This window comes from Aeromonas bestiarum, assembly GCF_028751155.1.
Lineage (GTDB): Bacteria > Pseudomonadota > Gammaproteobacteria > Enterobacterales > Aeromonadaceae > Aeromonas > Aeromonas bestiarum.
Window position 1 is genome coordinate 3,512,551 of record NZ_CP064746.1, and the last position, 20,682, is coordinate 3,533,232.

Sequence of the window (20,682 nt, forward strand, 5' to 3'; positions counted from 1 at the left end):
CGAGGCATCAGAATTCCTGGCTGAGCAACAGGTAGCTGAGCAGGAATACCGGCAGGGCGGCGGTCAGGCTGTCTATCCGGTCGAGAATACCGCCATGACCGGGCAGCAGGGTGCCGGAATCCTTGATGCCCGCCTCCCGCTTGAACATGCTCTCGGTCAGATCGCCGAGCACGGACGCCAGCACAGCCAGCAGGGAGCAGAACAGCACTATGGCCATCTTGGCGGGCACGAAGCCCATGAACCAGGTCACGGCAACGGCCAGCAGGCTGGCGGTAAACAGGCCGCCAACCATGCCTTCGATGGTTTTGCCGGGGCTGACGGCCGGTGCCAGCTTGTGTTTGCCAAAGGCCTTGCCGAAAAAGTACGCGCCAGAATCTGCCGCCCAGACCAGCCCCATGACGAACAACAGGATCCAGGCCCCCATCATGGGGTCGTGATAGAAGTTGTAACCACGGATGGCCACCAAGGACCAGAAGAAGGGCACCAGGGTCACCAGACCGAACAGGGACTTGAGCCAGATGGACTCTTTCCACAGCTTGGCACTCTGGGGATAACGCAATACCAGCAGCAGCCCCAGCAGCCACCAGCTGACCGCGGTCCAGAGCACGCCCATCACCAGCGGATGCAAGTGCGGGGTCCACAGCTGCTCGACCGGCAGCCAGAACAGGCTGGCACCGAGCAACAGACAGAACACCAGCGGCAGCCATTGCTGCGGCTGGGCAGAGACGAAGCCGCTCCACTCGCGGCTGGCCAACAGAAACACCAGGGCTGCCAACAGGGCAAAGAATTTCAACGGCAGAAAGAATAGCGCCCCCAACACCAGGGGAACCAGTAGCAATGCGGTAATAATTCGTTGTTTTAGCAAAAGAAACCTCTCTCTTGGGAGGGGGTTTAGCCGGTCTGATGCTCGGCGATCAATTCCCGTATCTGTTCACCCGTACACCCGAAGCGACGCTCGCGGGCAACGAAAGAGGCAACGGCCTCACTGAACTCGGCCTCGTTGAAATCGGGCCACAATACCGGGGTAAAATAGAGCTCGGCATAGGCGAGCTGCCATAACACAAAATTACTGATGCGATGATCGCCACCGGTCCGGATCAACAGATCTACGGGGGGCAGGTCGGCCATGCAGACTTGCCCGGCCAGCAGGGACTCATCGATGGCATCGGCGTCCAGCTCGCCCGCCGCCACGGCACGGGCCAGTTTACGAGCCGCCTGGGCGATATCCCACTGACCACCGTAATTGGCGGCAATATTGAGGGTCAGCCCCTGGTTGTCGGCGGTCAGGGCCTCGGCCTTGGCGATCTTGGCCTGCAAGCGTTCACTGAAGCGGGCGGTATCACCGATCACCTTGAGCCGGATCCCGTTGCTGTGCAGTTTCTTGACCTCACGGCCCAGCACAGTCAGGAACAGCTCCATCAGGGCACTGACCTCCCCTTCCGGCCGCCGCCAGTTCTCACTGGAGAAGGCAAACAGGGTCAACGCCTCAATCTTGGCGCGCGCGGCAAAGGTCACCGCCTCACGAACAGACTTCACGCCCGCCTTGTGACCATAGACCCGCATCTTGCCACGGTTCTGAGCCCAGCGTCCGTTGCCATCCATGATGATGGCCACATGACGAGGCAAGGACGAGTTGGCACAATCATCTAACGCTGCCAAAAGCGACATTCATTTCTCCCACAAAGACAAAAGCGCCGTGCAGGGGCACTACACGGCGCTCGTAATATACCTGTCAGAGGCTTAGATTTCCATTAGCTCCTTTTCCTTCGCGGCCAGGGCGTCATCCACCAGCTTGATGAAGGCATCGGTGAGTTTCTGGATCTCTTCCTGAGCACGACGGTCGTCGTCTTCGGAGATCTCTTTGTCCTTGAGCAGCGCTTTGAAGTCAGCGTTGGCATCGCGACGGATGTTGCGCACGGCCACACGGGCACCTTCGGCTTCGGCACGGACGATCTTGGTCAGATCGCGGCGACGCTCTTCGGTCAGCGGCGGCAGCGGCACGCGCAGGGTCTGGCCGTTGCTGGACGGGTTCAGGCCCAGATCTGAGGTCAGGATTGCCTTCTCTACCGCCTGGATCATGGAGCGGTCAAAAATGGAGATGGACAGGGTACGAGCATCTTCTGCCACCACGTTGGCCAACTGTTTCAGAGGAGTGGCAGCACCGTAATACTCAACCTGGATACCGTCGAGCAGGCTCGGGTGAGCGCGGCCGGTACGGATCTTGGACATCTGGGTCTTGAGCGACTCTACGCTCTTGGCCATGCGGTCCTTGGCGTCGTTTTTAATCTCGTTGATCACAGTGGTTTTCCTTTTGGCGAACGAGCCGCCACGCGGCTCGTGTCTATCATATTTATTTGCTGGCGTAATGAATAAGAGCGCCTTCCAGCCTGATCTCTTGTCTTACTTGCCGATGTGGTGGATCAGGGTGCCTTCCGGCTCACCCATGATAACCCGACGCAGCGCACCCGGTTTGTTCATGTTGAACACGCGGATCGGCAGATCATGGTCACGGGCCAGAGTAAAAGCAGCAAGATCCATCACTTTGAGTTCTTTTTCAAGAACTTCATCATAACTCAATTCATGGTACAGCACGGCATCCGGGTTCTTGACCGGATCATCCGTGAATACGCCATCGACCTTGGTGGCTTTCAGCACCACGTCGGCTTCGATCTCGATCCCGCGCAGGCAGGCCGCGGAGTCGGTGGTAAAGAAGGGGTTGCCGGTACCGGCAGAGAAGATCACTACCTTGCCGGCGCGCAGCTGGCTGATGGCCTCGGCCCAGCTATAGGAATCGCAGACGCCCTGCAGGGAGATGGCAGACATCAGACGGGCATTCACATAAGCACGATGCAGGGCATCACGCATGGCCAGACCGTTCATCACGGTGGCCAGCATACCCATGTGGTCGCCCACCACGCGGTTCATGCCCGCTTTGGCAAGACCGGCACCACGGAACAGGTTGCCGCCACCGATGACCAGACCGACCTGAACACCCAGCTCAACCAGTTCTTTGATCTCTTGGGCCATCCGCTCCAGCACCGCCGGATCAATGCCAAAACCCTCGGATCCTTGCAGGGCTTCACCACTCAACTTCAGAAGAACACGTCTGTATGCAGGCTTGGGATTGGTACTCATGTCACTGATTCCTGGTCATATAAAGACCGCGACATAAGTCGCGGTCTGGGGAAACGGAAAAACCGGTTCGGTTAGGCCTTCTGAGCGGCCGCGATTTGGGCTGCCACTTCAGCAGCGAAATCGGTCTCTTGCTTCTCGATGCCTTCGCCCACTTCGAAACGGGTGAAGGAGACAACGTCAGCGCCTTCTTTCTTCAGCAGCTCGGCAACCGTCATGGAAGGATCCTTCACGAACGGCTGACCAGTCAGGGAAACCTCACCGGTGAACTTCTTCATGCGGCCTTCAACCATCTTCTCGGCGATCTCTTTCGGCTTGCCGGAGTTGATGGCGATGTCGATCTGAATTTCGCGCTCTTTGGCAACGACTTCAGCAGACACGTCTTCAGGCTTGACGAATTGCGGGCTGTTGGCTGCAACGTGCATGGCCAGATCTTTGGCCAGCTCGGCGGAACCACCGGTCAGCTTGGTGATAACACCAATGCGGGAACCGTGAACGTAGGTGCCCAGGTTGTCACCTTCAACCAGCATCACGCGACGCAGGTTCATGTTCTCACCGATCTTGGCGATCAGGTTGGTGATGGTCAGCTCGATGGACTCACCGTTGCCGAAATCGGTCGCTTTCAGGGCGTCGACGTCAGCAATTTTCTGGGTCGCGGCGATATCGGCGATCTTCTGGCCCATTGCCATGAAGCTGGCATCTTTGGCGACGAAGTCGGTTTCGCTGTTCAGCTCGATCATGGCAGCAATGTTGCCTTCGGTACGGGCGAAAATCACGCCTTCAGCAGCGATACGGCCTGCTTTCTTGGCGGCTTTGGCCTGACCGGATTTGCGCATGTTCTCGATTGCCAGCTCGATATCACCAGCAGCTTCTTCCAGTGCTTTTTTGCAATCCATCATGCCAGCGGCGGTGCGCTCGCGCAGTTCTTTTACCAGGGCGGCAGTAACGTTAGCCATGTCCAGTATCCTCGGTCTTGAATTGACAAGAAACAGGGGCCACAAGGGCCCCTGCTAACCAATTACATCAGCTTGGTTAATAAGGGCTTTTCAGTCCTTATCAATTACTCAGCTTCAACGAAGCCATCTTGTTCGGCTTGAACAACGATGTCCTGAGCGCGAGCTTCCAGTACGGTGTCAGCAGCAGCATTCAGATACAGCTGTACGGCACGGATAGCATCGTCGTTACCCGGGATGACGTAATCAACGCCGTCCGGGTTGGAGTTGGTATCAACGATGGAAACTACCGGGATACCCAGGTTGTTGGCTTCTTTGATAGCGATGTGCTCGTGGTCGGCATCGACAACGAACAGCACGTCAGGCAGGCCGCCCATGTTCTTGATACCACCCAGGCTCTTCTCCAGCTTGTCCATTTCGCGAGTACGCATCAGCGCCTCTTTCTTGGTCAGCTTTTCGAAGGTACCGTCCTGGCTCTGGGTTTCCAGATCTTTCAGGCGCTTGATGGACTGACGAACGGTTTTCCAGTTGGTCAGCATGCCACCCAACCAGCGGTGGTTGACATAGAACTGGTCGCAACGATCAGCGGCATCTTTTACGGCTTCAGACGCGGCACGCTTGGTACCTACGAACAGTACCTTGCCTTTCTTGGCAGCTACGGAGCTGATGAAGTTCATGGCATCGTCAAACATCGGAACGGTTTTTTCCAAGTTGATGATGTGAACCTTGCTGCGGGCACCGAAGATGTAGGACTTCATTTTCGGGTTCCAGTAACGAGTCTGGTGACCGAAGTGAACGCCGGCTTGCAGCATGTCGCGCATAGAAACTTTAGCCATTTTATACCTCTGTATTGGGGTTAGGCCTCCACACATCCCATGTAACCGACCCCAAAGGGGCACCCCGGTACAGGTGTCGATGTGTGTGTGTTATTGAGTAAGGGTGATGAAATGCGGACGCAAGTTCCCCATTCCGGCGCGCTTTATACCATAACTTTGGTCAGGACACCACCGGCCGGGGTGCTAAAAATGGATCCCTGTAGTGGATGCCGGGCAGAGGATTTGACGTTGTGATGACAATCACACTGGAAGTAAACGGGGGTTGGGGATAAAATTTTGGCCTGATTGCAAACGCATCTATTTTTCATTACCTGATTGTTGGGCATCGACAGGATGCGCAGTCAGGCCCCAAGAGAGATCCCATGTCCATTAAAATCAAGACACCGGAAGAGATTGAAAAGATGCGCGTTGCCGGCCAGCTGGCCGCCGATGTGCTGATCATGATAGCCCCCCACGTCAAGGCAGGCGTCACCACAGACGAGCTTAACACCCTGTGCCACGACTATATTGTCGATGTGCAGCAGGCGATCCCGGCCCCGCTCAACTACCACGGCTTCCCCAAGTCCATCTGTACCTCGGTGAACGACGTCATCTGTCACGGCATCCCCAACCACAAGAAATTGCGGGAAGGGGACATCATCAACCTGGACATCACAGTCATCAAGGATGGCTATCACGGTGACACCTCCGCCATGTTCATCGTGGGTGAGACCACACCGCTGCGTCGCCAGCTGTGCAAGGTCGCCCAGGAGAGCCTGTACGCCGCCATCAAGCAGGTGCGCCCAGGCATGTGCATCACAGAGATTGGCGCCCTGATCCAGCCCATCGTCGAGAAGGCCGGCTTCTCGGTGGTACGCGACTACTGTGGCCACGGCATCGGCAGCGAATTCCACGAAGAACCGCAGATCCTGCACTACCGCAACGGCGGCAAGCAGGAGCTCAAGCCGGGCATGTGCTTCACCATAGAGCCCATGGTCAATAGCAAGAAGTATCACTGCCGCATCAACCCGAAAGATGGCTGGACCGTGACCACCAAGGATGGCGGCGACTCAGCCCAGTGGGAACACACCCTGCTGGTGACCGAGGATGGCTGCGAGGTGCTCACCCTGCGCCCCGATGACACCATCGACCGCGTTATCCGCCACGTTTGACATTCAACCCCGGCCACACGCCGGGGTTGATCTTTACCCGGCCAGACCGAGAGTGTGAGATGCCATGGATGCCAGCCTGCTTTCCCCCCATCTGTTACCCGACGATCAGCTCACCCGCGAGAACTGCAAAGAGTATCTGAGCCGTTTTCTCGGCTGGCTGCACGCCCGTTTCGATGCCGGTGACAACATCATAGAACTGGTGGCCACCCGCTCCGAATACATGGATGAGCTGCTGACCCGGCTGTGGCAGAAGTTCGGCTTCGACAAGACGGCGCTCACCCTGATCGCGGTGGGCGGCTATGGCCGGGGCGAGCTGCACCCCCACTCCGACATAGACCTGCTGATCCTCTACGAAGGGGACGAGCTGGACGAGGTGCTGGGGCTGCGCATCGGCGAATTCATCACCTTGCTGTGGGATCTCAAGCTGGAGGTGGGCCAGGCGGTACGCAACGTGGCCGAATGCATAGAGCAGGGCCGCGCCGATATCACGGTCGCCACCAACCTGATCGAGGCGCGCTATATCACGGGCCGCCAAGAGGGTTTCCAGCAACTCAAGGAGGCGACCGGCCCCCAGCTCTTCTGGCCGAGCGAGCAGTTCTTCCAGGCCAAGCGCGAAGAGCAGGCCCTGCGCCACCAGCAATTTCAGGGGACCGCCTACAAGCTGGAGCCGGATCTCAAGAGCAACCCCGGCGGACTACGGGACATCCAGACCCTGGCCTGGGTCGCCCGCCGCCACTTCGGCGCCACCACCTTGTTCGAGATGACCAGCCACGGCTTTCTCAACCGGGCCGAATATCGCGAGCTGCTCGACTGCCAGAATTTCCTGTGGAAGGTGCGCTTCGCCCTGCACATGGCCATCAACAAGGGCGACAACCGGCTGCTGTTCGACCGCCAGCGCACCGTGGCCCAGATGCTGGGGTTCGAGGGGGAAGGCAACAGCCCGGTCGAGCAGATGATGAAGCGCTTCTATCAGACGGTGCGGCGGGTCTCGGAACTCAACGAGATGCTGCTGCAGCTGTTTGACGAGGCTATTCTCGGCAACACCGCCATGGATGTGCGCCGCCTCTCCGACGAATTCCAGCTGCGGGGTCGCCTCATCGATGCGGTGGATTCCGAGCTGTTTGGCCGCGAGCCCGCAGCCATACTGCGGCTCTTCTATCAGATAGCCCAGCATCCCGAGATTGCCGGCATCCACTCCGCCACCCTGCGCCAGCTGCGCGAGGCGCGCCGCAAGCTCAACTGCTGGCTGCAGGACCTGCCCGAGTGCCGCCGCCTGTTCATGGCGCTGCTGCGCCATCCCAACGGCATAGGCCAGCCGCTCTCCCTGATGCACAAATACGGGATCCTGGCGGCCTATTTGCCCCAGTGGAACCTCATCGTCGGCCAGATGCAGTTCGACATGTTCCACGCCTACACGGTGGATGAGCACACCCACCGGCTGCTCAAGAACATCCACCAGTTTCCCAATCCGGCCAGCCGTCAGACCCACCCGCTCTGCCACGAGGTGTTCACCCGGCTGCGCAAGCCGGAGCTGCTCAGCATCGCCGCCCTGTTTCACGACATCGCCAAGGGCCGGCGCGGGGATCACTCCGAACTCGGCGCCGTCGATGCACTGGAGTTTTGTCAGCAGCACGGCCTGGATCGCTACGAGAGTCGGCTGGTCGCCTGGCTGGTGCGCCACCACCTGCTGATGTCGGTCACCGCCCAGCGCCGCGACATCTACGACCCCGAAGTGGTCACCGACTTTGCCCAGAAGGTGCGCGACGAGCAGCATCTCGACCTTATCTACTGCCTGACGGTGGCCGACATCTGCGCCACCAACGACACCCTCTGGAACGACTGGAAAGGCACCCTGCTGCGCGAACTCTACTTCGCCACCCAGAAGGCGCTGCGCCAGGGGCTGGAAAACCCGCCCGACATGCGGCTGCGCATTCGCGAGAACCAGCGCCAGGCCAAGCAGATCCTGGCTCAGCGGGACGTGCCGGAAGAAGCCATCAACCAGCTGTGGAGCGACTTCAAGGCCGACTACTTCCTGCGCCACAGCCCGGAGCAGATCGCCTGGCACTGTCGCAAGATCATCGAGCATGGTGACAACCCGGCCCCGCTGGTGATCATCGGCAAGCATCCGACCCGGGGGGGCAGCGAGGTGTTCATCTACTGCCGCGACACCCCGAATCTGTTCGCCACCGTGGCCTCGGCGCTGGATCAGAAGAACCTCAACATCCACGATGCCCAGATCATGAATTCGCGCAGCGATTATGTGCTGGATACCTTCGTGGTGCTGGAGCCGAGCGGCGAGCCCATCAGCCCCAACCGTACCGCCACCATCAAGAAGGCGCTGGAGAAGGCCTTGCAGGAGCCGGGCAAGCTGGTGCTGCGCAACAAGCCGCTGTCACGGCGCCACCGCCAGTTCAGCGTACCAACCCGGGCGGTGTTTTTGCCCCACAAGGGGGAGACCCGCCACACCCTGCTGGAGCTGACGGCGCTGGATACCCCTGGCCTGCTGGCCCGCATCGGTGCCGTGTTCCAGCAGTGCGGCCTGTCGCTCCATGCCGCCAAGATCACCACCATAGGCGAGCGGGTAGAGGACTTCTTCAGTCTCACCACTCTCGCGGGCGAGCCCTTGACCCAGAACGAGCAGCTGGCGCTGGAGGAGCGGCTGGTGAATCAGCTCAATCCCCAGGAGTCGGCCGACGATGAGGGCAGCGACAAGCCGGCGAAAGGCCTCACAAGGCGCCTTTCAGCATCCTGATTTATCAAGCAGAACAAATGGTTGGACCACTCAAGCACAATAAATCAGCGTTCCCCCGAAGAAATCGGCTTGAGCCCTTAAAAACAATTGGAAAAGTGTGATACAACAAACGGAATTTTTTAAAGGAAACCTGTCATGACCGAGTTGCAACAGATCATCGAAGCGGCCTTCGAGCGCCGTGATTCCATCACTCCCGGCTCAGTCGATGCCGCCACCAAGGCCGCCATCCTGCAAGCCATCGACCTGCTGGATTCCGGCAAGGCCCGTGTCGCCGAGAAGATTGCCGGCGAGTGGGTGGTACACCAGTGGTTGAAGAAAGCGGTACTGCTCTACTTCCGCATCAATGACAACGGCATCATCAAGGGCGACGATGCCCAGTACTACGACAAGGTTCCCCTCAAGTTCTCCGACTACACAGCCGAGCAGTTCAAGGAAGCGGGTGTGCGCGTGGTGCCGCCGGCAACCGCCCGCAAAGGCTCCTTCATCGCCCCCAATACGGTGCTGATGCCCTCCTACGTCAACATAGGTGCCTTCGTTGACGAAGGCACCATGGTCGACACCTGGGCCACAGTGGGCTCCTGCGCCCAGATCGGCAAGAACGTACACCTTTCCGGCGGCGTCGGCATCGGCGGCGTACTGGAGCCGCTGCAGGCCAACCCGACCATCATCGAAGACAACTGCTTCATCGGTGCCCGCTCAGAAGTGGTTGAAGGGGTTATCGTGGAGGAAGGCTCCGTCATCTCCATGGGCGTCTTCATCGGCCAGTCCACCCGCATCTATGATCGCGAAACCGGCGAAATTCACTACGGTCGCGTACCTGCGGGTTCCGTGGTCGTCTCCGGCTCCCTGCCCTCCAAGTGTGGCAAGTACAGCCTGTACGCCGCCGTGATCGTCAAGAAGGTGGATGCCAAGACCCGTGCCAAGGTAGGGATCAACGCCCTGCTGCGTTCCATCGACGAGTAATGGCCAACTGCTTGCTGCAAGGGCGCCTCGAGGCGCCCTTTTTATGATTGCATCGACATCCAGATGATAGAAATGTCCCGCGGCCCAGGCTGTCGGTATCAGCGCCCTGCTGCGCGCCATCGATTAGTGATCGACCAGCCATCATGGCAAAAGGGGCCTTTTGGGCCCCTTTTGATTTTGGCGCCCCTGTCACAGGCAAGCCACACAGACTCGGTTAAGATAGATGGGTCAGGATCGTTTCAAACCGAGGAAGCCCGATGTACGAGAATCTGAAGAGCCTGGGGATCCAGGAACCCACCTCAGTGGACAGCTATACCCTGCGCCAGGAAGCCAATCACGACATCCTCAAGATCTACTTCAAGAAGCAGAAAGGCGAGTTCTTCGCCAAGAGTGTCAAATTCAAATATCCCCGCCAGCGCAAGACCATGCTGGTCGACTCGGGTACCCATGAGTACAAGGATGTCACCGAGATCAACGCCAATCTCAAGTACGTGGTGGATGAGCTGGATAACCTGACCCAGGGCGTACACGTCCAGGCCGATCCGGACATCAAGCAGAAGATACTGCGTGACCTGCGCCATCTGGAAAAAGTGGTGCAGAACAAGATCAGTGAAATAGAACGGGATCTGGAGAAGTTGTAAGCCCGATCCGGCAGCAACGAGGGGCGCCCGTCAGGCGCCCCTTTTCTTTGTGCGGGATCCGCATGCCATGGGCGGGCCAACATGTGGTGAGGGAAGCAGGCCATAAACTCCCCGCTCACCCCCACTCCTTTGGGTGCAACTGGATGAGCAACTCGATGGACCCGGTCCCTGCCCGCCATCACCCTGACACTCGCCCAGCAAAAAGGGAGGCTTGCGCCTCCCTTTTCTGAACTTCGGGATTCAGGCAACTGTATTAGTTACTCTTCATCCAGATATCCATGTCGGTTTTCAGGTTGTCTGACTTGGTACCGAAGATGGCTTGTACGCCGGAACCAGCTACGACCACGCCGGCAGCACCCAGTTTCTTCAGACCAGCCTGGTCAACCTTGGCCACGTCTTTCACGCCAACCCGCAGACGGGTGATGCAGGCATCCAGAGAGGCGATGTTCTCTTTACCACCGAAGGCAGTGACCAGGGCAGCGGACATCTCGTCCTTGCTTTGGCTGACTGTCTCTTCAGCAGTCTCGTCTTCACGACCCGGAGTTTTCAGGTTCATGGCACGGATTACGAAGCTGAACACTACGTAGTAGATGACCGCGTAGACCAGACCCAGACCCACCAGCAGCAACATGTTGTCGGCACGGGGTGATTGCACCACGAAGTCGATGAAACCGTTGGAGAAGGTGTGACCGTGTACCACGCCCAGGGAGTTGGTCAGCACATAGGCCAGACCAGCCAGTACGGCGTGAATCGCGTACAGCACAGGAGCGATGAACAGGAAGGAGAACTCAATCGGCTCGGTGATACCGGTCAGGAAAGAGGTCAGGGCGGCAGAGGCCATGATACCTACGATCTTGGCGCGGTTTTCCGGCTTGGCGGCGTGAGCGATGGCAAACGCAGCAGCAGGCAGACCGAACATCTTGAACAGGTAGCCACCGGCCAGCTGACCGAAGCCGTTACCGGCAGCGCGGGAAGCGTCATCGGCAGTCAGGAAGCAGGTCATGATGCCGTGAACAGTTTCACCGGCGCCGTTGACACAGGTACCCGCCTGATAGAAGAAAGGCACGTTCCAGATGTGGTGCAGACCGAACGGGATCAGGGAGCGCTCAACTACGCCGTAGATACCGAAGGCCAGTACCGGGTTCTGGTTGGCAGCCCAGTCGGAGAAGGCACCGATGGCGGAACCAACTGGCGGCCAAATCACGGACAGGATCACACCCAGACCGATGGACACGAAACCTGTGATGATGGGCACGGCACGCTTGCCGGCGAAGAAGCCCAGATACTCTGGCAACTGGATCTTGTAGAAACGGTTGAACGCCCAGGCAGCCACACCACCGGCGAGGATACCGCCCAGTACGCCGGTCTCGATGGTTTCAACACCCATCACAGGTGCCATCACCTTCAGAGTAGCTGTCATGATGCCGTAGCCAACGATGGCTGACAGACCGGATACGCCGTCGTTATTGGTAAAGCCGAGGGCAACACCCACTGCAAACAGCAGGGCCATCTGACCAAATACGGAACCACCAGCTTGCTCCATCAATTGGGAGACAATTTCTGGCAACCAGCTGAAGTGAGCGGCGCCCACCCCCAGCAGAATACCTGCAACTGGCAAGACCGATACTGGCAGCATCAGCGCCTTACCGACCTTTTGCAGATTAGAGAAAGCATTTTTAAACATGTGTGCGCTCCTGAATGAATTGTCTTCCCGTAAACGGTTCAGTCCAATTGATAGACGATCACGAGCATCATCTTCATCGGCATGAATTCGATTGGGGGGTGTTTATTTTGACCTGTTGAATATAACCCAGCAGATCTGAAATTTCTTCCATCAGGCGCAAGGGAATAAAAAATTTGGAGGGGAGATCACAAGATAATTCAGAGGGAAAATTCGGGGAGATTACAGATATATTTCGGCATTTTCATGCTACGCCATAAATATGAAAAGTGCTGTTTCGCATTGTATTTTAACCAATCATATTAATGCCGAAAGAAACGCATTGTAACTTAATGTAACCATTTGCTGTTTTTTCTATTTTAGTCTACCGATTAAAAAGGCCTCCAACAAGGGAGGCCTCAAATAAATATTATCTTTTAAAGACTGGGCAATATTCAGCCTTTCTGCGAACGCTTGACCGCGTCAATAAAGACGGATTTCGCCTTGGTCGAGCCGGCACGCTCGGCCTCATTGACCAGTTGCATCGCCTTGTCGATATCACCGGCTTTCACCGCTTTCTCGATCTGGGACTGATAGAAAGCCTCGGTTTCGGTCAGCATGGCGGGTGCGGGTTTGCTGGGCGCAGCAACGGCTGCAGCCGTCACAGTGCCAGCCGCCACGGCAGCGGTCACCGGTGCGGCCTGGCTCATCGCCACCTTGTCTGCGTACTCGGGTTTGAAGACGGCCTCAAGACCCTGCCCCTTGGCCATGTCGACGACTTCGATCTGCACCAGGCCCCATGGGGAGTGCGGGATCACGGGATCCTTGATATCCGGCTCGACCGTGCCATTCGCACGGGCAAACGCCTTGGAGGGATGCAATATGGTGGTACTGCCCGCCAGCTGGTTGGCCGGGGCATAGACAATCATGTAGGTTTCAGCCGCCGGGTTGCCCGGCATGCTGCGATCGACAAAGACCTTGCCTTCGATGCGATCGTTGTCCAGCAGATGGGCTGGCTGGTAGCTGAATACCGACTCACCCAGCACACGAGTCACCTTGAACTGGGCATCCAGCATGATGACCTGAGGCACCAGCACTGTCTTGCTCACCTGGGAGGCGACCTTGATGGCCAGGTTGCCGGTGTTGGCTGGCAGGCGATAAGCCGCAAAGTAGCTCATCCCCTCGTCAAACTGAAAACTGGGTTGCTTGCCATCGAGGGCCAGCAAGGTATCGCCTTCCGGCAGGCTCACATAATTGAAATCGTTGAAAGCAGCGCAGCAGCTGGTTGCCTGTGAGAGCGCCTGCTTGGCCTGTTCGGCATTACTCAGGATGGATGCGTGATCCTGCACGGGGATCAACATGCTACCGGAACAACCGGCCAACAGCGCAGTAACCACGGCTGCGATAGACATCTTTACCAGTTTCATTCTTCTTATCTCCATAACCCGGTTGCCGTTACCCGGCGAAACAAAACTGCCCCCATACGGGGGCAGTGACTAACTTAACTGAAAGAAGTGCTTACCACCAAGCTTCCGCTTGCACACCCACTTGGTAGGTGTCTTTGGAGGTGCCGCTTTCGAAGACTTTCTGATCTTCGTCGTTGGCCAGGTAGGAGGCGAACACACGGATTTCAGGACGAGCCCAGAAGCTGGAGCCGGCAGACCAGGCTTGAGCCAGGGTCAGCTTGTAGCCGGAGTCATCAACAGAGGTACCGTTGGTGGACTTGGTCTTGTCCTTGAAGTAGCCGCCTTCGAAGATGGTCTTGTTGAAGTCATCCCACTTGTACATGGGGCGAACAACGGCGGACATGGCTTCAACCTTGTCGTTGCCATCCCACATCTCGTTGCCTACACCGTAGACCAGCTGGTGACCCATCTCGAAGTTGTTGCCCATGGGAACAACACCCCAGTTGATGATGCGGAAACCATCAGCACCGTCTTTGGCTTCGGCACCGTACCAGGAACCGTCACCGTAGAAGGCCATGGTCTTGGAGTAACCTTCAGTACCGTACTGCAGCACAGTCTTGTTGAAGCCACCCAGGATGCCTTGGGTCAGTTCGGCAGTCAGCATGACGCCGTCTTTCATGTTGTTGTTTTTCAGCGGTTTCTGCGCTTCGGTCTCGTTAACCAGTGCGTAGTCTACGCCAACTTCCAGAGACGCTTCGCTCCACAGCGGGATACCGGCATAACGCAGATCCAGCGTGTTGACGTTCAGGTCTTCGTTTTTACGATAGATTGGATTACCGGTAGTCGGGTCTGTTCCAATCTGGTTGTACTGACCGAACACATCGGCCGCGCTGCGGTCGTTGCGAACCCAGGCGAAGGAGATCTTGCCAGGACCGGCCTGGATGCCTTCGATACCGGCACCGGCACCGGAGATGTTCCAGTAGTAGAAGTCGGAGATGTGGATGTCGTGACGTTGGTAGTAACGCTTACCGGCCCACAGGGTGGCTTCCGGTGCGAAACCCAGCAGGCCCTTGGCCTGGACGTTGAACTGGCGCAGGGCGAAATCGGAATCACCGTTGCACTGTTTGGCATCGAAGTTACAAACGGTACCGGTACCTTCCCAGTCGTTTGAACCGTTGGAAGCCATGGCGAACATGGAATCAACGTAGAAAGTCTTGCCATCCTTGTTGAATACTTCCTGACCCAGCTGAACTTCGCCGTAGGTATCATTTTCGTTACCCAGACGACCAACCTTGTTCACGTTGTATTTAACCATGTCTCCGTCACCGGAAACGCCAACACCTGAACGGAAGTAGCCGTGGAAATCAACGGCGAAGGCGGCTTGGGAAGCCAGGGCTGCGGTTACTGCTGCAGCGATCGGGAGCCACTTTGCTTTCATTTTCATTTTCCTTATTCCCGCTGAGAGGGTGTGATCCTGATATTCAAGTTCTTACCACCATAAAAACGTTTAGGTGATAACCGAGGCCGATTATAGGTAGCCAATTTCGGGACAAACATGAGCTGATTCACAAAATGGCGACAAATCGCCCACCCAACACCCAAGAGGGTTTTATAGGACATTTAAAGCAAGCAACCAGCAATAACTCACCAATTAAAAACACGAACAAGCAAAAAACATGGCTTGAAATCGCTATCAAACATTAATTCGCTTCGCTGATTAAGTTGAAAATACCCAAATCAATGACAAAAACATGACTGAAATCGCTTTCAATGCGGAACTTTTAATTTTCTTGCATGTCGGTCATAACAGAAATAAATGCTCGGCCAAACGAAGGGATGCCAGAAAAATAACCGGATAAAAAGTGGGAAATATGGTCAGTTGAGACTGGTCTGGCCCGGAAATAAACATCCCCCATGGGCAAACCAACGGGGGACAAATAAAGAACACAAGGAGGGGAAAACTAGAGTGTATTTTCCCAGCCGGTTAGCCAGGCCAGCGCCACTTTTTCCGGTTCATCGTCGACGGTGGCATCTATCTCCAGACGGGGCAACAGAGCCCTGGCCCCCAGCTCCTGCAACAGGCCGTCAAGCTGACGGCCGGCACCGCAAAAGTGCTCATAGCTGCTGTCACCCATGGCGATGAGCGCATAACGCCACCCTTTCATATAGGGAGCCCGATCGGCCAGGGCGGCGGCTAAGGGTTGCAGATTGGGCGGAATATCGCCCTGCCCCGTGGTGGCGGTGATCACCAGCAGGAAGCGGGAGGCGTCCAGGTCTTCCAGCACGGCTTCATCGAAGATCTGGCACTCATGTCCGGCCTGCTGCAACTGCGCTGACAGCGTCTCGGCAACCAGCATGGCCGCGCCATAAACGGTTCCCACCACTATATCTATCTGAGCCATAACGGATTCCTTTGACTGGCGTGGTTTTACAGCATGCCACAACCCGGTCGAAGACAACACCCGGCCGTGAGTGAGCAGGCCAGGTGAAGATCAGTAGTCGCTCTCGCTGGCGGGCCAGCCCAGCTCGGCAAACAGCTGCAAGACGTCCGGCCCCAGCGGCGCCTGGATCCGCAGCGGGACTTTGAGGATCGGGTGCTCGAAACTGAGTCTGCGGGCCACCAGCAGCAGGCGTTCGCACCCCAGCTGCTCGCGAAAGAAGCGGTTGTGGCGGCCATCACCATGGCTGGTATCCCCCACTATGGGGTGGAACAGGTGGGCCAGATGGCGGCGCAGCTGATGCTTGCGACCGGTTTTCGGGAACAGCCTGACCAGGCTGTAACGACTGGTGGGGTGCTTCTTGGAAACCGCATGGGGCAACTCGACCTGGTGCAGGCGATGAAATGCGGTGACCGCCTCCTGAGCCGGACGATCCGGGGAGCTCATGGCATCGGCTATCTTGTCCAGCTGCTCCTTGAGGGGGTAATCGATCACCCCCTGTTCCGGGGCCCAGCCCCGCACCAGCGCCAGATACTCCTTGTGCACCCGACGGGCGGCAAGCGCCTCGGTCAGGGTGCGGGCAACCGCAGGATCGAGCGCAAACAGCAGTACGCCCGAGGTAGGGCGATCGAGGCGATGCACGGGGTAGACGTGGCGGCCGCCGATGAGATCCCGGGTCATCTGCATGGCGAAGCGGGTCTCGGCCTTGTCGAGCCAGCTGCGGTGCACCAGCAGGCCCGACGGCTTGTTGACCGCCACCAGCCAGTCATCCTGATAGAGCAGAGTCAGCTTCATCGCGCCGCCGTCGTTAGTACGGCAACCATTGGGGCTACCACCAGCCGGCGTTTCCTTCTGATAGGGCAGGGTCAGTTGCAAGGCGTTCTCTTCCTTTGCCTGCTCACTCATCATTGCTCAACCACTTTGCCGGAGAGCAGCAGATCGAAGCGAGCGATCAACCGCAGCAGGGCTTCCACGTCGGCCAGCTCTTCTTTGTAGACTTCACTCGCCATGGGATAGAGGGAGACGCTGGTGGGCAGCGGTGCTTGCAGCATGACCAGTTGCTCCATGCGCGGGATCAGCACGAACTGCAGCCACTGATCGAAGCTCAGGGTATCGACACAGAACGGCAGCTCGCTCGCCAGGGCCTCTTCACCCGGATGCTCATCTTGCCAGCGCGCCAGGCGCTGCAACTCGGCGGTGAGTTCACCCAACAGGCCGGCTACCAGCAAATATTGATTCATCTCGTCGTCCTCTTGCTCATGACCACATACCGGTCAACCTCCCCGGTAAAACGGGCACAGGCTGGCCGGGCTCATCAAAAAAGGGCGCGATTATACACCGTCCCCCTCCCCTTCTGCCACGTTCCATTGGCAGGCTGGACGCAGAGCCGAGCCCCCACAGGCTATCTGATGCAACCGCTTTATACAGATTGACCCGTAGCCCCCTTCTCAGCTTGTAACAAAACGCCCTTGGCACCCCCACTGACTACCTGATGCAACCGCTTTATACAGATTGACCCGCAGCGCCCTTCTCAGCTTGTAACAAACCCCCTTGGCACCCCCACAGGCTATCTGATGCAACCGCTTTATACAGCTTGACCCGCAGCGCCTGTAATAAAGCGCTCTTGGTACCCCTACTGGCTATCTGATACAACCGCTTTATAATCGGCCCGCATCACCCTTAGCCGGATCACATCATGTCTACCATCAACACGCTGACCGAGTTTCTGACCCAGGCCGATACCCAGTTTCAACTGTTCGACATGGGTCGCCAGGTGCGACCGCTGGCGAGCGATACCTTCGTGCGCATCGAGCAGCAGCAAGAACCCTATCCCTGGCCCCTGCAACAGCACGCCTGGCTCGGCGTCCATTTCTTCCAGCCGGCGGAGTCCAGGCACTATCTCTGGTTCCTCAAGTTTGCGCTCGATGAGCGCGGTCTGCTCATCGGCAGCGGCCCCAAGCTCTTCATGGATCAGGTGGTCGAGACCCTGGGCTACAAGCTGACCGGCGATCTGGATGAAGAGAAGGCCCAGCGACTGGCCGACAACCCTTACACCTTCCGCCCGGCCGAGGCCAAGATGGCCAGCCTGCATGCCAAGCTGGCCCGCCAGCTGGAACAGGCCCCTTCCGCCTACTACGACGCCCTGTGCCACTATCTGGCGGCACCGAGTGACGAAGGCTGGCAGGCGCTGGGCCTGCAAGGCTTCGCCGACATGGCCGAGCGGCTGCAGGACGAGCGCAATCTGGCGCTGGTGTGCAAGGCGTTGCCAAGGCTGCCCCAGGCGCCGCTCTACGCCCTCTGCCAGAGCCTGGAAAATGTCCCGCTACCACCGGCCGTGCAAGGTGCCCTGTTCGAGCGCATCGGCAAGGAGCAGGAGAGCGCCGAGCCCAACCCGGAAACCCTGGCCTACCTGTGCCGGGCGCTGGCCACTTGCAACGGCAATGCCATGCGCACCAACAAGCTGCTGACCCTGCTGCAAACCCAGCCGAGCCCGGCCCTGCTGCTGGCCATCGCCGGTCGCCTCTGGCCCGATCTGAAGGAGCCGAGCCTGCTCGGCCTGTTCCTGGAGCAGCTGGCGCTGCAACCGACCCAGTTCTTCAATCAGGTGTTTGCCGAACTGGTGACCCTGCCGGCCCTGCGCGATGATATGCTGGCCAGATTGCGGGATCCGGCGCGCAGCGATGCGCTCGGTCAGGCCATAGGCCGTCTGTTTGCCGCGGCGTAACATCTGATGGAATAACGGCCGGGTGGCTCGCCACTCGGTCCACACAAGGCCACATCACAAGGAAGGAGCCCTCGATGGGTGAAATGCTCGGTATCTTGCTGCTTATCCTCATCGGCGCTGCCTTCTGGCATCAGCGCCGCCAGGCCGAACTCGCCTGGCAATACATGCGCCGCTACTGCCAGCATCACGATCTGCAATTGCTGTCGCTGGCGCGCAGCCACCGTGCGCTGGCCCATCAGCCACTGCGACTGTTGACCTACTACGAGTTTGAATTTTCCAGCGATGGCGAGAGCCACTATCAGGGACAGTTGCGCATGCAGGGACTGCACATAGTCGGCGTCGATCTGCCACCCCATCGCATGCCATCCCAGTAAGCCAGCCAGCGCGACTCCCGCTGGCCCCAGACCACCTCAGGCCAGCTACCCCGCATCGTGCCCATGCCATCGCAATAGCAAGCCGGCACGGATCCGGGCCTATAATTTTCAGGAATGTCCCCTGGGAGAGATGAGATGGAATTCCTGACCCACGACCTGTCCGCCCTGTTTGCCCAGCTGGGTCTGGCCAACGACGAGCTGAACCTGCACCGCTTCATTCACGAACACAGGCTGGACAATCAGACCCTGCTGCCCGAGGCCGCTTTCTGGACCCAGTCCCAGGCCAACTTCCTGCGCGATGCGCTCTGGGATGATTCGGACTGGTCGGAAGCCATCGATCAGCTGGATGTGCTGCTGCGCCAGACCGATTGAGCCTCCTCCTCTCGCCAGCCCGCTTTCCAGACGAAGGCGGTTTGGTTAAGCTCTGTGCCCCGTCCAGCCCGTATCACCGTCATCCTGCGCAGGAGCCCCCATGTCCGCCCAAGAGATCATCCGCATTGCCAACGAACTGGCCGCGAAGGGGATCGCCCCCTCCACCGCCATGGTCAAGGCTCGCCTCAGCCAGCCCGTGCCCATGGCCGAGCTGCTGAAAGTGCTGAGCCAGTGGAAACAGCAACCCCAGCCCACCGAGCCATCCGCAACCACCACGCCTGCGGTTGCCAAGCCCGAGATGGCGGCCGATACCGTCAACCTGCAGCAGCTGAGCGAGCAGCTCAACCGGCTCGAGCAGAAGGTCGATCGCCTGACCGCCCTGCTGCTTCAACGCCAGCCGGACTGAGCCCCCATGTACATTCTCGAACTCAGCTTTGAATGCTATCGCGATACCTCCCTCGGTGAGGCCGAGCGGGCCATAGTCAACTACCTGGACATGCTGCGCTATCAGGGCCAGATCCTTGGCCGGGAGTTTCCCACCAGCATGCAGCAGGGTCAGTTCATCAGCCGGGTGGTCTGCCCCGAGCAAGACAGCCTGCACCCGGACAACCAGAGCGAACAGGTGGCACTGGCTGAACAGCAGCTCAATCAGGCGGGACTGCTCGCGCCAAAACTCCAGCTGCAAGGGGTGGATCTGCTCTCCGACAGCACGGATCCTTGCGGCCACACCGACGAGCGGCCGAGCTGGATGCTGCTCTACACCAGCTTCCTGCACACCTGCTCGCCACTGCGTTGTGGCGACCACTTCGCCCCCATACCGCTCTACCGGCTGCCGGCCATCGCCAACGGCGACCACAAGCAGATCATCAAGTGGCAAGAGGATTGGGAGGCGTGTGATCAGCTGCAGATGAACGGCTCCATCGCCGAACACGCGGCATTGCACGAAATCGGCGAGGTAGGCAGCCGTCTGCAACGCCGTGGCAGCGATCTCGGCAAGCGGCTGGAAGCCCTGAGCGGCATTCCTACCTATTACTACCTCTACCGGGTCGGCGGGCTGAGCGCCGCCGAAGAGAAGGCTCGCCCCTGCCCCGGCTGTGGCGGTGAATGGGCGCTAACCGAACCGCTGCACGAGATCTTCGACTTCAAGTGCGATCCCTGCCGGCTGGTCTCCAACCTCTCCTGGGACTTCAAGGACTAGGTGCCACGCCAGCCGTGATAAAGGGACAATGAAAAAGAGCCTTGCCAAGCGGCAAGGCTCTTTTCGTTCGGGTTTGTGCAA

Annotated in this window: 21 protein-coding genes; 9 read left to right on the forward strand and 12 right to left on the reverse strand. The window is 58.4% G+C overall.

Annotation, left to right across the window (positions count from 1 at the left end; all coding sequences use genetic code 11):
* Positions 1-7: 7 nt before the first annotated feature.
* From IU367_RS16165 to rpsB, 6 genes are all read right to left on the reverse strand, one after another.
* On the reverse strand, positions 8-865 hold the full coding sequence (locus tag IU367_RS16165; protein WP_043134484.1) for a phosphatidate cytidylyltransferase: 858 nt from the start codon (positions 863-865) through the stop codon (positions 8-10).
* Between the two features lie 26 nt (positions 866-891).
* Positions 892-1,668 (reverse strand): polyprenyl diphosphate synthase, encoded by a 777-nt coding sequence (gene uppS / locus IU367_RS16170; RefSeq protein ID WP_274452444.1) that lies wholly within the window; start codon positions 1,666-1,668, stop codon positions 892-894.
* A 72-nt stretch (positions 1,669-1,740) separates the two neighbouring features.
* Complete coding sequence (gene frr / locus IU367_RS16175; protein WP_043134480.1) at positions 1,741-2,298, reverse strand: ribosome recycling factor; 558 nt, start codon at positions 2,296-2,298, stop codon at positions 1,741-1,743.
* A gap of 102 nt (positions 2,299-2,400) precedes the next feature.
* A complete protein-coding gene (gene pyrH, locus IU367_RS16180; RefSeq protein ID WP_042038153.1) occupies positions 2,401-3,135 on the reverse strand; it encodes a UMP kinase in 735 nt (244 codons plus the stop codon).
* 71 nt (positions 3,136-3,206) lie between these two features.
* Positions 3,207-4,088, reverse strand: coding sequence for a translation elongation factor Ts (gene tsf, locus IU367_RS16185; RefSeq protein ID WP_042038148.1), 882 nt, complete (start codon positions 4,086-4,088; stop codon positions 3,207-3,209).
* A 104-nt stretch (positions 4,089-4,192) separates the two neighbouring features.
* Positions 4,193-4,921 (reverse strand): 30S ribosomal protein S2, encoded by a 729-nt coding sequence (gene rpsB / locus IU367_RS16190; protein ID WP_042867194.1) that lies wholly within the window; start codon positions 4,919-4,921, stop codon positions 4,193-4,195.
* Positions 4,922-5,283: 362 nt separating this feature from the next.
* Between rpsB and map the strand changes: the two genes are divergently transcribed.
* The 4 genes from map to IU367_RS16210 all read left to right on the forward strand — a co-directional run bounded on the left by map (position 5,284) and on the right by IU367_RS16210 (position 10,428).
* A complete protein-coding gene (map, locus tag IU367_RS16195) occupies positions 5,284-6,072 on the forward strand; it encodes a type I methionyl aminopeptidase (RefSeq protein ID WP_042867193.1) in 789 nt (262 codons plus the stop codon).
* A 64-nt stretch (positions 6,073-6,136) separates the two neighbouring features.
* A complete protein-coding gene (gene glnD / locus IU367_RS16200) occupies positions 6,137-8,824 on the forward strand; it encodes a bifunctional uridylyltransferase/uridylyl-removing protein GlnD (protein WP_274452445.1) in 2,688 nt (895 codons plus the stop codon).
* Between the two features lie 135 nt (positions 8,825-8,959).
* Complete coding sequence (dapD, locus tag IU367_RS16205) at positions 8,960-9,787, forward strand: 2,3,4,5-tetrahydropyridine-2,6-dicarboxylate N-succinyltransferase (RefSeq protein ID WP_042867191.1); 828 nt, start codon at positions 8,960-8,962, stop codon at positions 9,785-9,787.
* 257 nt (positions 9,788-10,044) lie between these two features.
* Positions 10,045-10,428 carry a DUF3461 family protein gene (locus IU367_RS16210; protein WP_011705091.1) on the forward strand — a complete coding sequence of 128 codons (384 nt, stop codon included), beginning with the start codon at positions 10,045-10,047 and terminating at the stop codon, positions 10,426-10,428.
* Between the two features lie 253 nt (positions 10,429-10,681).
* Here IU367_RS16210 and ptsG read toward each other — a convergent pair whose 3' ends face one another.
* The 6 genes from ptsG to IU367_RS16240 form a co-directional block, all read right to left on the reverse strand.
* Entirely contained in the window at positions 10,682-12,112 is a 1,431-nt protein-coding gene (gene ptsG, locus IU367_RS16215; RefSeq protein ID WP_043134475.1) for a PTS glucose transporter subunit IIBC, read from the reverse strand.
* A 431-nt stretch (positions 12,113-12,543) separates the two neighbouring features.
* Positions 12,544-13,515, reverse strand: coding sequence for a MalM family protein (locus tag IU367_RS16220; protein ID WP_274452446.1), 972 nt, complete (start codon positions 13,513-13,515; stop codon positions 12,544-12,546).
* A gap of 91 nt (positions 13,516-13,606) precedes the next feature.
* Positions 13,607-14,932, reverse strand: coding sequence for a maltoporin (locus IU367_RS16225; protein ID WP_290017336.1), 1,326 nt, complete (start codon positions 14,930-14,932; stop codon positions 13,607-13,609).
* 523 nt (positions 14,933-15,455) lie between these two features.
* Entirely contained in the window at positions 15,456-15,896 is a 441-nt protein-coding gene (locus IU367_RS16230; protein ID WP_043134470.1) for a flavodoxin, read from the reverse strand.
* Between the two features lie 90 nt (positions 15,897-15,986).
* Complete coding sequence (gene truC / locus IU367_RS16235) at positions 15,987-16,841, reverse strand: tRNA pseudouridine(65) synthase TruC (RefSeq protein ID WP_274452447.1); 855 nt, start codon at positions 16,839-16,841, stop codon at positions 15,987-15,989.
* Complete coding sequence (locus tag IU367_RS16240) at positions 16,838-17,173, reverse strand: YqcC family protein (RefSeq protein ID WP_274452448.1); 336 nt, start codon at positions 17,171-17,173, stop codon at positions 16,838-16,840. Before IU367_RS16240 ends, truC begins: the two co-directional genes overlap by 4 nt.
* A gap of 455 nt (positions 17,174-17,628) precedes the next feature.
* Between IU367_RS16240 and IU367_RS16245 the strand changes: the two genes are divergently transcribed.
* From IU367_RS16245 to IU367_RS16265, 5 genes are all read left to right on the forward strand, one after another.
* Positions 17,629-18,657 (forward strand): DUF3549 family protein, encoded by a 1,029-nt coding sequence (locus IU367_RS16245; RefSeq protein ID WP_274452449.1) that lies wholly within the window; start codon positions 17,629-17,631, stop codon positions 18,655-18,657.
* Positions 18,658-18,731: 74 nt separating this feature from the next.
* Positions 18,732-19,031, forward strand: a complete 300-nt coding sequence (locus IU367_RS16250; protein ID WP_043134468.1) for a DUF3301 domain-containing protein — start codon at positions 18,732-18,734, stop codon at positions 19,029-19,031.
* 135 nt (positions 19,032-19,166) lie between these two features.
* Entirely contained in the window at positions 19,167-19,403 is a 237-nt protein-coding gene (locus IU367_RS16255; RefSeq protein ID WP_043134467.1) for a DUF2789 domain-containing protein, read from the forward strand.
* A 100-nt stretch (positions 19,404-19,503) separates the two neighbouring features.
* Positions 19,504-19,809 (forward strand): hypothetical protein, encoded by a 306-nt coding sequence (locus IU367_RS16260; protein WP_274452450.1) that lies wholly within the window; start codon positions 19,504-19,506, stop codon positions 19,807-19,809.
* 6 nt (positions 19,810-19,815) lie between these two features.
* A complete protein-coding gene (locus IU367_RS16265; protein ID WP_042867179.1) occupies positions 19,816-20,601 on the forward strand; it encodes a Zn-ribbon-containing protein in 786 nt (261 codons plus the stop codon).
* Positions 20,602-20,682 lie beyond the last annotated feature (81 nt).